Consider the following 15,311-nt stretch of genomic DNA (forward strand, 5'->3'; position numbering starts at 1 on the left):
CCGGCGAGGGCGCTGTTCGCCGCCATCGCCGGGCCGGCTATGGCAAACCTCCTCGTCACCCCCTTGGCCCTGACGATCCGGCCAGCCCGTCAGCGGATCGGAGCCAGCGTATTCACGCCGGCATCGGCGTCCGTCTCGCCGGAGGGTGGCGCGACGCCGCCATCGCGATAGGATGGTAGTTCGACGCTGCCGTCTGGCACAGGCCGTGCCTCCAGCCGGGCGATCTCGCGCTTCATCTCGGCGATCTCGCGGATCTGCGCATCGATGATCCGGTCGGCGATCAGCCGCACGCGCGGGTCGCGAATGTGTGCACGCTCGCTGGTCATGATGGCGATGGAATGATGCGGGATCATCGCCTTCATCCAGGCGACGTCGTCGACCGTCTCCTGCGAGCGCACCAGCCACAACGCCCCGGCAAAGACGACGGCTGCGCCTGCGACGATGCCGACGTTGGCACGTCGGTCCGGGTACATCCCCCACATGAAGCCGATCATAATTACCGCCATGAGCGCGCCCATGACGAGCGCCATCCACATGCGCGTCTGGCTGAACTCGACGTGGCTGATCGCATAGGTGTTCAGGTACATCAGGCCGAACATCAAGATCGTGGACGTCGCAATCATCGCGGCGAACCGTCGGTAGCTCATGGAGTCGACTCCCTCACGATTGCCGCGGCAGCGCGAACGCCATCGTATAATCGCCGTAGCGCGTGCCGAGCGCACCGTGGCCGCCGGCAGTGATGACGACATACTGCCGGCCGTCACGGCCCATGTAGGTCATGGGCGTCGCCTGTGCCCCGGCGGGTAGCCGCGCCTTCCACAACACCTTGCCGGTCGCGAGATCGTAGGCGCCCAGATACTGATCGGTGGTCGCGCCGATGAAGGCGACCCCGCCGGCAGTGATGATCGCACCGCCGAGGTTTGGCACGCCGGTCTTGATCGGGACGCCCAGATGTGTGCCGAACAGGCCCGTGTCGCGCGCCGTGCCGAACACTTCGCGCCATTTCACCTGCCGCGTCTTGAGGTCGACGGCCGTCAGATGCCCCCAGGGCGGCGCGCTGCACGGCGCCCCGAAGATACCGATCCACGCCTTTACCACCGCGACGTAGGGCGTGTTGTACTGGGTCTGGAGCATGGCGGTTCGCGCGTTCTCACCGCCTTCCTTCTTCTTCATCAGCGCTGGCACGCGCGGATCATCGCGCCGCATGAGCCAGATCTTGAACGGCATCTCCATTGTGTTGACCACGAAGGTCTGGGTGACGGGATCGACCGCCCCGCCGCCCCAGTCGGTCACGCCGTCGAAGGCGGGATGGCCGATGATCGGCTTCAATCCGACGGGCTGGTAGATGCCGGCTCCCTGCGTTCGCTGAATCTCGATGCGGCACATCAGCTGGTCGATCGGGGTCGCGCCCCAGGTCGCCGTTTCGGACGGCGCGGGCGGCGTAAAGGATGGGAAGCCGACCGACCAGGGCTGAGTGGGCGACACCCGAACTTCGGGGGTAGCGCCCTGCTGCGGGGCGGGCCGCTCGACGATGGGTGTGATCGGCGCGCCCGTCAGCCGGTTCAGGAAATAGACCTGGCCCATCTTTGTCGTCTGAAGCAGTGCGGGGACGGTGCGCCCGTCGGGCAGACGATAGTCGAACAGCGACGGGCCAACCGGCAGGTCCATGTCCCACATGTCGCGATGGACGAGTTGGCGTACCCACCGCAGCTTGCCGGTGGCAATCTCCAACGCAACGATGGCGCTGCCAAAGCGGTCGTCAAAGGGACGACGCCAGCCGATCCAATAGTCCGGCGAGGCATTGCCGGTGCCGAGATAGACGAGGCCGTTTGCCGGATCGGCGGTCATCGCGCCCCAGACGTTCGGCGTCCCGCGCGTGTAGACCTGTCCGGGCGGCAGAGGCGCGATCGCATCGGACGATCGGCCGACGTCCCACGCCCACACGGGGCGACCGGAGATAGGATCGTAGGCGCGGACCACGCCCGAGGGGATGTTGCGATTGACGTTGTCGACGATGCGTTCGCCGATGATCAACCTGCCGTTCGCCACCACCGGCGGCGAGGTGCTGATCTGGTTGGCCGGCCCGGAGACGCCCATGTTAGCGCGCAGGTCGATATAGCCGCGACCGCCTTCTCCGAAGCCCGTACAGGGCCGGCCGGTGTCTGCGTCGAGCGCCATCAGCCTGGCATTGAACGTCGGCGCGAAGATGCGGCGGGGGCAGGGGGTTCCGGCCGGCGCCTCGAAATAGCTTACACCTCGACAGACCAGATAGGAGTTGCCGGTGCGATCGGCCTTCTCGTTCCAAGACCATCTGGTCTTGCCGGTCGTCGCGTCGATCGCCTGCACAAACGAGTGCGGTGTGCAGGTGTAGAGCATATCGCCGACGTGGATCGGGGTCGCTTCGGAGTGATACTCCCGCGTGTGCTCCACGGTCTCGGCGCGGTCTGGCAGGTCGCCGGTGCGCTGCGTCCAGGCGAGTTCGAGGCGATCGACGTTCTGGGGCGTGATCTGCGCGACGCCGGAATAGCGCTGGCCGGAGAGGGTGCCACCATAGTCGCGCCAGTCGGCTGCCGACCTCACCTGCGGCACGGGTTGTGGCCCATCGCCAGGCTGTGCCCGGACCGACGCGCCCTGAAGGAGCGCGATGCCGAGCGTCGCGGCACCGACCACGCCGAATGTCGCGGCGATACTTGCATGCCGACCCGTTGAGGGCCGCGCCTTCCAGTCCCTCCAGAGCTTTGGAAGCCAGATCAGCACCAGAAGCACTGTTGGGGCGACGATCCTCGGCACAAGTTGCAGCAGGTCAAGTCCAACTTCCCAGCCGGCCCACAACATCGTGGCGAGCCACAGCGCGGTGTAGAGGCGACGCCCGTTCGGGCTGCCTCTACCGAACAACGCCCCTGACGCGATCATCGCGACGCCCGCGAGCAGATAGTAGACGGAGCCACCCAGTCCCACGAGCACGCCACCGGCAATAAGGAAGTAGCCGCCAAGGATGGCCAGCAGCCAAGCAAATGCCTTCCGCGCAATCTCGGCCATGACCGTCCCCTTGCTCTTCAGCCGTCTGTGTCAAACTGTTGCTGCTCAACGAATGCAGCAGGTTAATGCTCCCGATCACCCGGGAACTTGGCGTTCCATTCCGTCTGAGCGGCCGTACCGTATCGCTGCGCCAGACCGTGATAGAGCCTCTCGCGCGAGATCAGGGAGGCGGCGAACTCTGCGATCAGCGCCGCGGCCAGCAGCGGCATCATCAGGCCGCGGCTTCCGGTCGTCTCGGCGATGATAATGACCGACGTCAGCGGTGCACGGACCACACCCGCGAAATAGGCGACCATGCCGAGCAGTACCACCGCGCCTGTCGGTTCGGCGGGGAACAGGACGTGAATGACATTGCCCAGCCCGGCGCCGGTGGCCAAGGTGGGGGCGAATATGCCGCCCGGCAGACCGGCCGCGGCGGTGGCGAGCGTCGCCAAGAACTTGGCGGGGCCGAACCAGAGCGGCGCATCGGCCCCCGCCAATGCACTGCGTGCGGCGCCGTAGCCGGTGCCCCATGTCAGGCCCGTGGCGGTGCCAATTGCCGCGACCAGAAGGCCGCAAACGGCCGCGAAGGCGATCGGACGCCCGCGCGACAGCCGTCTCGCGCCGCTCCGCGAGAGCCACAGCATCGCACGCGAGAACAGGGCTCCGCTGACGCCACCGGCTACCCCGGCGACCGGCGCAATGACCAGTGTCGCACGCAACGACAGGGTCTGACCGACCAGCCCGAAGTAGATGTAATCCCCGGCAAGGCCGAGGCTGACCATGCCCGCAATCAGCACCGCGGTCATCACCAGCAGGGTCATTCGTTGCTCATAGGCGGCCGCGAGTTCCTCGATCGCGAAGGCGACGCCCGCCAGCGGCGTGTTAAACGCCGCCGCCACGCCGGCCGCAGCCCCGGCAACCAGCACGGAGGCGCGGACCGGCACCCGGAGCAGCCGATGCGCATAGGCCATCACCGTCGCGCCGACCTGCACCGTCGGCCCCTCACGCCCGACGGAGGCGCCGCAGGCGAGCGCGGCGACGGTAAGGACGACCTTGGTGATAGCGGTGCGGGCCGAGGCGAGCTGGTCTGTGGCGCGCTCGGGATCGGCCTTGGCGGCGATGATCTGCGGAATTCCCGACCCGCCTGCCGCTGGCGCCAGTCGCTGGGTGAGCCACGCGATGGTGGCGAAGCCTGCCGGGGTCAGCAGCAGCGGCAGCCCGCCCGCCTTGCTCGCCACGTCGTTGAAGAGATCGCTTGCGGCGTCGGCGAGTCGGGCGAACAGGATGGCCGCCAGACCGACCACGATTGCGCCGCCGAAGATCGCCGCCCGCCGTCGCCACATCGGTGCGGTTGGACCGTGTCGACGGATCAGCACCTTACCGCGGCGGATGTGCTCGCGTGGCGACCGGCGCGAAGGATCAGGATCGTCAGTCAACGGCAGGGCCGACAAAGGCTTCGATGATCGGGCAGGGACCTTCCTCTCCGCTGGCGCACTGCCCCTCCAATTCGCCGAGCCAGGCGCGGGCCGCCTGGAGTTCATCAATCCGGCGGTCCAGCGCTCCTAGGCGCTGGCGTGCAAGTGTCCTGATCCGTACGCGATCGGTGTCGCGGTCCAGCGCGACGAGCTCGCGGATCTCTTCAAGCGAGAAGCCCGCCCTTTGAGCCGCGCGAATGAACTTCAGGCGCTGAGTCTCTGCCTCGCCGTAGCGCCGCACCCCGCCGCCGCTACCCGGCCCGAACGGCCGCTCGGGCTGATCGAGCAGCCCTCGGCGCTGATAATAGCGGACCGTCTCCACGCCGACCCCGCCGGCACGCGCCAGCGCGGAAATCGTCAGGCTGGCCATGCTTGTCTCTGTACCATGGTACGGTCCCACATAGGGTCGGTGGGGAGCTGGTCCAACCGGCTTCGGTAGCAGGAGAATGACGTGAGCGCCCGATTACCCAAGAAGGCCGCCCTCTATCGAATGGTCATGCCCGAGCATATCTGCCCTAACGGGCTGAAGTCGAAGTGGCAGCTGGAGCGGCATGGGTTCCAGGTGGAGGACCATTGGCTCCGCACCAAGCAGGAAACCGAGGCATTCAAGAAGCAGCACGGAGTCGCAACGACACCGCAGACATTCATTGAAGGCAAGCGCATCGGCGGCAATGACGACCTGACCCGGTTCTTCGGCGGCCATGTTCCGGGCAAGGACGAGACGAGCTACCGACCGATCATCGCGCTGTTCGCAATGACGGCGCTGATGGCGCTCGCCGCGAGCACCGCCGCGTTCGGCACGCCGCTGACCGAACGGGCGGCCATGTGGTTCATCAGCCTGTCCATGTGCGTGCTGGCGATTTTGAAGCTCCAGGACGTAGAGCGCTTCTCGACCATGTTCCTGAACTACGATCTGCTGGCGCGGCGCTGGGTGCCCTACGCCTATCTCTACCCTATCGGCGAGGCGCTGGCCGGCGTGCTGATGACGGCGGGCGTGTTGCGCTGGCTTTCGGTGCCGGTGGCGCTCGTCATCGGCGGGATCGGAGCGGCGTCGGTGGTCAAGGCCGTCTACATTGATCGGCGCGAGCTGAAGTGTGCCTGCGTTGGCGGATCGAGCAATGTGCCGCTTGGCTTCGTGTCCCTGACGGAAAACCTGCTCATGGTCGGCATGGCGGTTTGGATGCTGGTGCGGTGAGCTGAAAGCCGGGGCGTCACGTCCGCTCGGGCGACCGGACCTCCGGCATGCTGCGGATGTGAACGTCCTGCTGCGGGAACGGAATCTCGATGCCGTTGTCCTTGAACAGCACCCAGACGCGGTTGAGCACGTCCGAGCGCACATTACCGACGCCGAGTTCTGGATCGGCGATCCACACGAGGATGTCGTGATCGACCGAGCTGGCGCCAAAATCCTTGAGCCACACCGATGGTTTCGGCTCGGCCAGCACGCGCTGCGCGGCGGTCGCCGCCTCGACCATCAGCTTCTGGGCGACCGCGAGATCGCTGCCATAGCCGACGCCCACGGGGATGTGGATACGCACGTTGCGGCTCGAATAGGACCAGTTCTCCACCGGCTCGGTCATCAGCTGCTCGTTGGGGATCAGGTGCTCCTTGCCGTCGCGGGTGACGACCGACACGGCGCGGACGCCGATCTTGCCGACAGCGCCGAACGTGTCTCCCACCACGATCACATCGCCCGGCTTCACCGACCGATCCATCAGCAGGATCAGCCCGGCGATGAGATTGCCGAAGGTCTTCTGCAGGCCGAAGCCGACGGCAAGACCGACAGCGCCCGAGAACACGGTCAGCGCCGTCAGGTCGATACCCAGAAGATCGATGCCAATCAGCCCCGCAACGACGATGACGACGATGCCGGCGAGCTTCTGGACGAGCACGCGCTGCGACAGGTCCAGCGCATGGAGCCGGCCGATGGAGTGGACAAGGATTCGATTGACGATCCGTGCGACAACGAACAGCACCGCGACGATTACGACCGCATTGACCCCGCCCAGCAGCGACAGGCGCCGCTTACCCACCGTGAAGCCGACGCCGTCCAGTCCCTCGATCAGCGGGCGCATGCCGCCCAGCGTACCGGCGGTGGCGGCGATTAGCGCGATGGCGGCAAGCACCGTCGCCGTGGCGCCGCCCAGGCCCGCCGCCTTGGCGATATGGTAGGAGAGCAGTGCGATCGACACGCCCAGCGCCACAGCGACGATCATCAAGCCGATCGGGCTCAGTGCTGCCGAGTTGCCGACGATCAGCAGCAGCAGGCTGGTGATCCCGTAGCGGCAGACGGCGCAGACCAGCTTCGTCGTCATGCCCTCCAGCCGCCCTGTCCAGCGGTGGACGGCGGCCGTCATGCGCGGTGCGATGCGCCCCGCGGCGAACCAGCCAATCCAGTAGGCGCCCGCCACCAGAACGACGGCGATGACGATCGCGTCGACGTTCGGCGAGGCGGGCACTTCGAGGCCGATCCCGCTCAACCATGTCCGCCAATCCATTCGCTGCTCTCCTCAGCCTTCGGCGGGAGCGCCGGCGAGCGCGGCCACGAGGCAGACGACACCGACCAGTACGAACCCCGCGCGTGCCGCCGGGCCGCCCGCGCCCGTCCGTATCGACACCCAGAGCGCCAGAGCTGCCTGCATGGCGTAGAACAGCGCGAAGGCACGCGACGAGAGCGCGATCACCGAGAACGGGTCCGTCATCCAGACGACGGCGATCGACAGGGCACTGGCGGCGATGAAGGCATTGCGCACGCCGAGCTTCCGGCGCGACACCTCGACCATCAGGCCACCGGACCCGATCGAGTCGGCGATCGCGGCGCTGAGCTGGCTGGAAACCGCGCCGACAAGGACGAAGATGCCCAGGATCGGCGCGACGAGATTCATGATGTCGAGGATGCCGGCGACGCCCTCGGCATGTTGCGCCTCCATGAGAAACGGCGTCAGCAGGGCGAGGAAGGCAAGGTAGATCGCCGAGGACAGCCACTGCGCGTAACGCATGGTCCTCACCCGTGTCTGCTGGTCGTAACTGTCGCCCATGTAGCGCGACGTCTCGAAGCCCTGAACGGTGATGAGCAGCCCGAGCAGCAGCGGAATGCCCGAGACCGAGACTTGCGGAGGCGGCAGCACAAGCGGCCCGCCGCTCCGGGTCGCCCACCACACGGCCAATCCGCCAAGAAGACCGGCGATGATGCCGAGCTTGACCGAGACGCTGGCATGGGCCGCATGCTCGATCTTACGAATGTCGCCGGAGAAGGTGAGGGCGGCCAACCCCAGGATGACCCCCGTGACGAGGATGTTGGCGATCAGGCCGTGCCACTCGTCGGGCACGGCGAGCGGCTTCATCGTGAATTCGGCGAGCAGCTTGAGATAGTAGGCCACCGACACGGCATAGGCGACTGCCAGCATGACCTGCGCCGCCCGCATCGCCCACGCCATCGGGTCGTGCAGCGACAGCTGCGGCGCGATGTTTTCGACATGGACGATGTTGAAGCGGATTACCGCTCCGACCGCGTAGGCGATGCCCAGCAGCGCGGCCATCGCAAGGATTGCGGCCGAGCCGAATTCCTTGGCAAGCAGCGGGCCGCAGATCAGGAAGCCCGAGCCGATAATGGAAGCGAGCGGCGTGACCGTTGCGCGCCATGCTGTGGTACGGGCGAACCGGCCAAAGGTCAGGAACGCCGCGCAAGCCATCCCCAGCAGTACGGCGACTGCCGTGATCATGCGTTGTTGTCCTCGTCCTTGCCGTTCCCGACCAGCTCAATTCGGTTAAGCGGCCGCGGAGCGGGCGGATGGTCGCCGGCGGGCCAGCCTTCCCGCTGACGCGTCCGATCGCCGTCGCTCGCTTCGGTCTGGTCGTGGATGAGGATTTGTTGAGTGGGGAAGGGCAGGTCGATGCCGGCGTCGGCAAGTGCTTCCGCGACGGCCTGGAGCACGCGGTCGCGCACTTGCACCACGCCCGACCGCTTGGGCCGGGTCCACCAGCGTACCCGCAAGTTCTTGGACGATCCGGCTAGATCCCAGAGCAGGACGTCGGGCGCGGGGTCTGCGAGGACGCCGTCGATGCCGCGCACCGCGTCCAGCGCGATAGCTTTCGCCTTGGTCACGTCGTCGCCATAGCCGATGCCGATGTCATACTGACTGCGGAGCAGATCGTAGGCGGTGATGACGGTGACGGGCTCGGTGTAGATGACGCTGTTGGGCACGATTATTCGCTGACCGTCATAGGTGCGGATGTAGGTCGCACGAGTTTCGATGGATTCGACGGTGCCGGTGAAGCTGCCGGAGGTGATTTCGTCGCCGGCACGGAAGGGATGTCGGATCAGCAGCAGGATGCCGGCGAGCAGGTTCTGGAAAATGTCCTTGAAGGCGAAACCGATCGCGACGCCACCGATGCCCAGCACCGAGAAGAGCTTGGCAGGCGTCATCGACGGGAAGGCAACCGTCACGGCCACCAGCAGCCCCAGCAGCATCAGCGCGATATAGGCCAGACGGCCGAACGCTGTCGCTGCACTGGGGAACTCCGACCGCCGCTTGGCGACATTCTCCACGCCGCGGCGGACGCCGGAGGCGAGAGCCCAGAATATGAGGAAGACCACGACACCTGCCACGAGCAGCGGCAGCATGGCGAGGAAATCGTTGACCATGCCGTTCACCGTTGCCCAGATTTCGCTGGGGTGGACGCCGGTGGCGGCGGGCGGTGCGGTTTCGTTCATCTCATTACCCATCATGCCGTTCCGCCAAGCCAGGCGGTGCTGTCGCGGAGGTGACGCTTGTAGTCCGGTTCTGCGAGCGCGCGCTTTAGCTCTGCCGCCCGCTCGGCGACCCGCGCCAGGTTAAAGCCGTTCAGCGCTTCCTTTGCGAGCGCCTCGAGCTTGTCGGCATAACCGCTGATCGAACGGAGCCTAGACGGATCGTCGCACTTGAGCGCCACTTCTCCCAGTGCGCGAACGTAACGGAGCGCCGCCACCATGTCCGAGGCGCAATATTGGGCGAGCGCCCCAAACGACCGATCGAGGAAGCTGCCGAAGGTTTCTGGGTGGGCAATGACCCGCAGGGCACCGTCCTCGTCAGTCCGCAGAGGGGAGGGGATCTCGCGCCCCGCCAGGTCGGACAGCGCGGCACCGAGCCAGTCGAGGCACGTCACTGCGGTGAACGGATCGTTGACCCCCGGAGAGAGCGCTCTGGCGGCGATCTCGACCAACTCGTCGATCAGGAAACGCAGGTCTTGGAGCGCAGTCCGCTTGGCGCCGATGCCGAAGGCGGCGCATAGCATTTGCGCCGTATCCTCATCACACCGGTCGGCAGGAAATGCCTCGACGAGGCTACGGCCGACATGCGCGAAGTCGCCGGGCTGATATTGCAGACGGAGGATCAGGTCGTGCTTGCGCGCCTGCTCGATCAGCGTGTCATCGTCGATCGTCTGAATGTAGCCGGTGTTGTCCGCCTCGATCAGCCGACGACGGCTGGCTTCACCTGCGGAGGCGTTGCGACGGAAAGCGGCGGGAAGCTCATGCTCTCCGGCTTCGTCATTGTGCCCGGAGCCGATGAAGCGGGGAAAGCGCTCGCCGACATGCCGTAGCAACCTGTCGCCCACGTCCTCGATGACGCTGTTGATGTGCAGCTTACTCGGCACGTGATGGATGAAGAAGATCAGCACCGCGATCGAGCAGATCGCCAGCAATACCGCGACCAGCAGCGCCATGTTCGGCACAAAGCCGACGCCGCCGCTCTCCTCCGGCGAGCGGATCGTGCGAAGGACGACCAAGCAGTAGAGGAAGGTCGCAATGAAGGTGCCGAGCGTGACCTGGTTGCCGCGATCCGACATGAAGTTGCTGAGCAGGCGAGGGCCGTACTGGCCGGATGCGTAAACGACGGCGGCGATCGTCACCGAGAAGACGGTGCCGGCCACCGTGATCATGGATCCACCAATTGAGGACAGCACCTGCCGTGCACCGTTCGGCCGTGAGGCGTACAGCCAGGCAAAGCGGTCCATCCACCCCGATCCTTCATAGCTGTCGAGGGCGATCATCCCTCCCGCGAGGAGGATTGCCGCGAAAGCCATGAGCGAGGGAATGAACCAGTAGCTCTCACGAAGCTGATCCGCGAGCCGTAGCAGCCGCGCCTTCATGAGCGAATTGTCTCGATGGTAATGGTACGGTCCCCCCTCATTCTTCCTTAGCGGCGAAGCGCGCGGAACGGCTCAAGGTTGCTTTCGGTTGTGCTTATCGCCGCACGGTCGCACTACCAAGTCATGCAGACCAAAGCCATTTTGCGGGGCGAACCCGCGTGACGGAGCCTGAAGAGAACGGACGCGTGGGTTGGGATCGTCTGCCGCTCCATCGATGGTGGCGCGAGCAGCTCGTCTCCTCCGTGGATCATGAGCGGGTGATGGAGCGGATCGTCGGGGAGAGCGGATGGTCCGGTCGCTACGCGTTCATGACGATGATGTCGGCGGGCATTGCCGTTCTTGGCCTGCTCCTCTCGTCGCCGGCCGTAGTGATTGGCGCGATGCTGATCTCGCCCTTGATGAGCCCGATCCTGGGGCTCGGCTTCAGCCTCGCGCTGTTCGATTTTGCCGAGATGCGTCGATCGCTGACCGCGCTCGCGATCGGCGCGGTTGCAGCAGTAGCGTTCACCGCGCTGATCGTGATGCTGTCCCCGCTAAAGGCGCCCACCGCTGAGATCCTGGCGCGGACGCGCCCCAACCTTTTCGACCTGCTTGTCGCGCTCTTCGCGGCGCTGGCCGGCACATTCGCGATCATCCGGGGACGGGGGGAGACGATCGTCGGCGTCGCCATTGCCACCGCGCTGATGCCGCCCTTGGCCGTCGTGGGCTACGGCTTGGCGACCTGGAACATGCCCGTGCTCGGCGGCTCGCTCGCGCTGTTCGTCACCAACTTCATGACGATAGCCCTCTCGGCCACAATCATGGCTCGGGTCTATGGCTTCGGTCATTACCTCTCCGGCCGACAAACCTGGACGCAAACCTTAGTCCTCCTGCTGGTCTTCATCGGCATGTCGGTCCCTTTGGCGATCTCCCTTAGCCGCATCGCCCGCGAGACAGTGGCCGCCGCCCAAGTGCGCTCCTTCCTGGGCGACAGCTTCGGCACGAATGCGCGCGTGACGCAGCTCGACGTCGACTTCGACCGTGAGCCTGTCGCCGTGAGATCAGTCGTGATCGCTCCTAGAGCGGGCGCGAAGGACAGCCGATTGCTGGAGAAGCAGCTGGCCGCGCGGCTGGGCCGTCCAGTTCGACTTCAGCTCGATCAGGTGCTGCTCGACCCCTCGGCCGGTGCCCTCGATGCGCAGCGCGCCGAAATACGCCAGGCCTCCGAGACGGCCGCCTCCGAGGATGCCGCAGCGACAGCAACAGCTCGGCTCGTCGCCTTGGCTGCAGGCGTGTCGACAGACGCGGTGACGATCGACCGCGAACACCGCCGCGCGACGGCAACGGCCATCCCTTTGGCCGGCGCAACCCCGGAAACCTACCGCGTTCTCGAGGCTCGCACCGCCGCAGCCGCATCCGGATGGGAGGTCGTCATCGTCCCGCCGCTACAGGCTCTCCCCGTCATCAGCTTCGCCGACAACGTCGACCAGCTCGATCAGGCTGCCCGTGACGCGGTACTGCTCTCCGGCTGGGAAGCGCGTCGCTGGAACATTCCCGCGCTGCTCGTTCCCGGCCTGCCCGACGGCGATCCGCCGCCGCGGCCCAATCTGTCGCAACGCCGCGGACTTGCGATCGCAGCCGTGCTTCGTGAGAACGGCATCAGGGCGATGCCTGCGAGGCCGGCCGGCCAGAGCTTCACGCTGGGGACTGGCGCGCCATGAACCACGGTTTTGCCATCACGCCCTTCGATGCCGCAGCGATCCTCATCGTGCTTGCGGCGACGCTCGGCTACCTCAACCATCGCTTCCTAAAGCTGCCGCAGTCGATCGGGCTGACGATCATGGGAGCGGTCGCCTCGCTGATCGTGGTCGGGCTGGACCGGGTCATGCCGGCCAGCTCGGTCAGTCACGATATCGTCCGGTTCATCGCCGGCATCGACTTCCACACCACGCTCATGGACGGGATGCTCTCCTTCCTGCTCTTCGCAGGCGCGCTGCATGTCGACTGGAGCGAGATGCGGCGAGGACGCTGGCCGATCCTGATCCTCAGCACCGTCGGCGTGATCCTGTCGACCATACTGATCGGGCTGGGCATTCGGTTCGCAGGGGGACTGCTGGGTCTCTCGGTACCGCTGGCCTGGGCCCTCGTTTTCGGCGCGCTCATCAGCCCGACCGATCCGGTCGCGGTGATGGGCATTATGAAGGAAGCCGATGTCCCTCCGACGCTCCAGGCGACGGTCGCCGGCGAGAGCCTGTTCAACGACGGTGTCGGCGTCGTCGTCTTCGCCATCATCCTCGCCGCCGCGCTGAGCGGGACGCCGCTCTCCGTCACCCATGCGGCGGAGCTGTTCGCCATCGAGGCAGGCGGCGGCATCCTGCTCGGCCTCGTCACAGGCTGGCTGGCCTATCGGGCGATGCGATCGATCGACGAATACAATGTCGAGGTAATGATCAGTCTGGCGGTCGTGATGGGCGGCTATGCGTTGGCGAGCGCGCTGCACGTCAGCGGTCCGGTCGCGATGGCGGTGGCCGGGCTCATTATTGGCAACCACGGCGTGGCGCATGCGATGAGCGACACCACGCGGGACTACCTTCTAAAATTCTGGGCGCTGATCGACGACATCCTGAACGCCGTGCTGTTCCTCCTGATCGGGCTGGAGGTCGTCACCATTCCGGCTGACAGCAGGCTCATCCTGCTCGGGCTGGCGGCGATACCGCTGGTCCTGGTGGCTCGCACCCTCGCCGTGGTGGGTCCGCTCGTTGCCATCCGGCCGTTCCTGTCGCTCGGTCGGCTAGCCCCCGTCACCCTGATCTGGGGCGGCCTGCGCGGCGGCATTTCGGTGGCGCTGGCGCTCGGGCTGCCGGAAGGCCCAGCGCGTTCCTTCGCGCTGGCCGCCACCTACATCGTCGTGCTCTTCTCAGTCATAGTCCAGGGCGGCACGGTCGAGCGGGTCATCCGCTGGCGCTCGGCCAAGGCATGAGCCCGGCCGTATTGAGCGCGCTCGTCCTCCTGGGCGCGCTGCTGCTGTTCGTTTCCGAAAAGGTTCGCCACGACCTTGTCGCGCTTCTGGCCCTGCTCGCCTGCGTCCTGCTCGGCCTGACCAAGCCGGCCGACGCGTTGGTCGGCTTCGCCGATCCCGCAGTGGTCGCCGTGGCCGCCATCCTGGTCGTCGGCCGCGCCATCGAGCTGTCCGGCGTGGCGTCCGGCATCGCCCGCGTGCTGATCCCGGCACACGCGACGTTCAGCCTACGCCTTGCGATGCTGCTGGCCGCCGGGATGGTTCTCTCCGCCTTCATGAACAACATCGCGGCGCTAGTTATCACCATGCCGATCGCGGCGGAGATCGCCCGATCCGCCAAGCGGCCACCCGCTGCGACGCTCATGCCGCTGGCCTTTGCCACCATCCTGGGCGGCATGACGACGCTGATCGGCACGCCGGCCAACCTGATCCTTTCGTCGGTGCGGGAGCAGGAACTGGGCCGCGGCTTCGGCTTCTTCCAGATGACGCCGGTGGGGGTAGCCGTGGCGCTGGTCGGGCTGGCCTACCTGGCCACGGTCGGATGGCGCCTCCTACCGGTCCGGGAGAGCAGGGAGAGGACGGCCCGGCCGCCATGGCGGGTCTACGAACTCGCCGTCCAGGCCGACGTCGCGCGAGCCGTCCTCTTGTTGGGCCTGCGAGCGGCGGCAGCGCGGCTGCTTGCCGTTCATCGCGGCGGAGGGCGCGTCGAGGAACCGGGAGACATTCGTGTGGGCGATCGGCTTCTGGTCGTGTCGCGCCGGCAGCAGTGGGCGGTGGCGAACGCGACGGGCCTGCACGCCGACATCGGCGAGGGTGATCCTTCGGTGGTAACCGCGCGGGTCGCGGTGGCACACGGATCGTTCCTGATCGGTCTCAGCCACGAAGCAGTGCGGATCCGCAGCCTTGAGAGTCTGGCTGTAGTCGCGGTGGGGCCGCGCGCTGCCCGGCACAAGGTGCCGCTCGCTACGCTCCGGATCGAGGCCGGCGACCAGCTGTTCGTACGGGGTAAGCCCGCCGACATCGCCGCCTTCGTCGGACGTGCCCGTCTGCTCGAGATCGATCGGCTGGATCTGGTGCCGCTGTCACAGCGCAAGGCAATCCCGATCATCGCCACCTTCCTGCTTTCCGTGATCGCGATCGTCGGCTTCGGTGCGCCGCCTTCGATCGCGTTCCTCGCCGCAGCGGTCGTCCTGGCGGCCACCCGGCTGATCCCGTCGGACGAAGTCTATCGTTCGATCGACTGGAGCGTGCTCGTGCTGCTCGCGGCGATGATCCCGGTCGGGCGCAGTTTCGAGGCGAGCGGCGCCGCCGAGTTGGCCGCTCAGTGGCTCGGCAGCGTCCTCGCTGGGCTTCCGCTGATCGCAGTGCTCGCCGCTCTCTGCTCGGTCACTCTGCTGCTGTCGATCTTCCTGAACAACGTCGCGACCGCCATCATCATGGGGCCGCTCGCGATCGACGCCGCCCGCCTGCTGGACGTTTCTGCCGATGCTGCGCTGCTCGCCGTGCTGATCGGGACCTCCGCGGACTTCCTCACGCCGATCGGTCATCAGAATAACCTGCTCGTGATGGGGCCGGGCGGCTACCGCTTCACCGACTATGCAAAGGTCGGAAGCCTTTTGGTTGTTCTCGTGATTGCGACAGCGGCTATTGTGCTGGCATCATCCTACTGATCCGGTCGCCTTCTGTCG

12 protein-coding genes are annotated in these 15,311 nt (G+C 66.4%); 4 read left to right on the plus strand and 8 right to left on the minus strand.

Annotated elements, in window-relative coordinates; genetic code table 11:
* Positions 1–89: 89 nt before the first annotated feature.
* The 4 genes from GNT64_RS02950 to GNT64_RS02965 form a co-directional block, all read right to left on the minus strand.
* A complete protein-coding gene (locus tag GNT64_RS02950; RefSeq protein ID WP_156681389.1) occupies positions 90–647 on the minus strand; it encodes a DUF305 domain-containing protein in 558 nt (185 codons plus the stop codon).
* Positions 648–660: 13 nt separating this feature from the next.
* Positions 661–3,039, minus strand: a complete 2,379-nt coding sequence (locus tag GNT64_RS02955) for a membrane-bound PQQ-dependent dehydrogenase, glucose/quinate/shikimate family (protein ID WP_156678157.1) — start codon at positions 3,037–3,039, stop codon at positions 661–663.
* A 62-nt stretch (positions 3,040–3,101) separates the two neighbouring features.
* Positions 3,102–4,364: a chloride channel protein gene (locus GNT64_RS02960; protein ID WP_197277374.1), complete on the minus strand. Its 1,263-nt coding sequence runs from the start codon at positions 4,362–4,364 to the stop codon at positions 3,102–3,104.
* An 85-nt stretch (positions 4,365–4,449) separates the two neighbouring features.
* The gene (locus GNT64_RS02965; RefSeq protein ID WP_156678159.1) at positions 4,450–4,866 is read right to left on the minus strand and encodes a MerR family transcriptional regulator; all 417 of its coding nucleotides are present in this window, start codon (positions 4,864–4,866) and stop codon (positions 4,450–4,452) included.
* A gap of 120 nt (positions 4,867–4,986) precedes the next feature.
* Here GNT64_RS02965 and GNT64_RS02970 point away from each other — a divergent pair, with 120 nt between their 5' ends.
* Positions 4,987–5,691 carry a MauE/DoxX family redox-associated membrane protein gene (locus tag GNT64_RS02970; protein ID WP_156681390.1) on the plus strand — a complete coding sequence of 235 codons (705 nt, stop codon included), beginning with the start codon at positions 4,987–4,989 and terminating at the stop codon, positions 5,689–5,691.
* A 16-nt stretch (positions 5,692–5,707) separates the two neighbouring features.
* On the opposite strand, the gene GNT64_RS02975 is transcribed toward GNT64_RS02970, so the two are convergent.
* From GNT64_RS02975 to GNT64_RS02990, 4 genes are read right to left on the minus strand one after another with little or no spacing between them, the layout of a single operon-like run.
* On the minus strand, positions 5,708–6,994 hold the full coding sequence (locus GNT64_RS02975; RefSeq protein ID WP_231639217.1) for a mechanosensitive ion channel family protein: 1,287 nt from the start codon (positions 6,992–6,994) through the stop codon (positions 5,708–5,710).
* A gap of 12 nt (positions 6,995–7,006) precedes the next feature.
* Positions 7,007–8,218: a hypothetical protein gene (locus GNT64_RS02980; protein ID WP_156678160.1), complete on the minus strand. Its 1,212-nt coding sequence runs from the start codon at positions 8,216–8,218 to the stop codon at positions 7,007–7,009.
* On the minus strand, positions 8,215–9,210 hold the full coding sequence (locus GNT64_RS02985) for a mechanosensitive ion channel family protein (RefSeq protein WP_197277261.1): 996 nt from the start codon (positions 9,208–9,210) through the stop codon (positions 8,215–8,217). The genes GNT64_RS02980 and GNT64_RS02985 overlap by 4 nt, the downstream gene beginning before the upstream one ends.
* Before the next feature lie 11 nt (positions 9,211–9,221).
* On the minus strand, positions 9,222–10,625 hold the full coding sequence (locus GNT64_RS02990; protein WP_156678162.1) for a DUF2254 domain-containing protein: 1,404 nt from the start codon (positions 10,623–10,625) through the stop codon (positions 9,222–9,224).
* A 158-nt stretch (positions 10,626–10,783) separates the two neighbouring features.
* Here GNT64_RS02990 and GNT64_RS02995 point away from each other — a divergent pair, with 158 nt between their 5' ends.
* From GNT64_RS02995 to GNT64_RS03005, 3 genes are read left to right on the plus strand one after another with little or no spacing between them, the layout of a single operon-like run.
* Complete coding sequence (locus GNT64_RS02995) at positions 10,784–12,325, plus strand: DUF389 domain-containing protein (protein WP_231639218.1); 1,542 nt, start codon at positions 10,784–10,786, stop codon at positions 12,323–12,325.
* Positions 12,322–13,584, plus strand: coding sequence for a cation:proton antiporter (locus GNT64_RS03000; RefSeq protein ID WP_156678163.1), 1,263 nt, complete (start codon positions 12,322–12,324; stop codon positions 13,582–13,584). Before GNT64_RS02995 ends, GNT64_RS03000 begins: the two co-directional genes overlap by 4 nt.
* Positions 13,581–15,293 (plus strand): SLC13 family permease, encoded by a 1,713-nt coding sequence (locus tag GNT64_RS03005; protein WP_156678164.1) that lies wholly within the window; start codon positions 13,581–13,583, stop codon positions 15,291–15,293. The genes GNT64_RS03000 and GNT64_RS03005 overlap by 4 nt, the downstream gene beginning before the upstream one ends.
* The last annotated feature ends 18 nt before the right edge of the window (positions 15,294–15,311 follow it).

Origin of the sequence: Sphingomonas profundi (assembly GCF_009739515.1) — a bacterium.
Taxonomy (GTDB): Bacteria; Pseudomonadota; Alphaproteobacteria; order Sphingomonadales; family Sphingomonadaceae; genus Alterirhizorhabdus; species Alterirhizorhabdus profundi.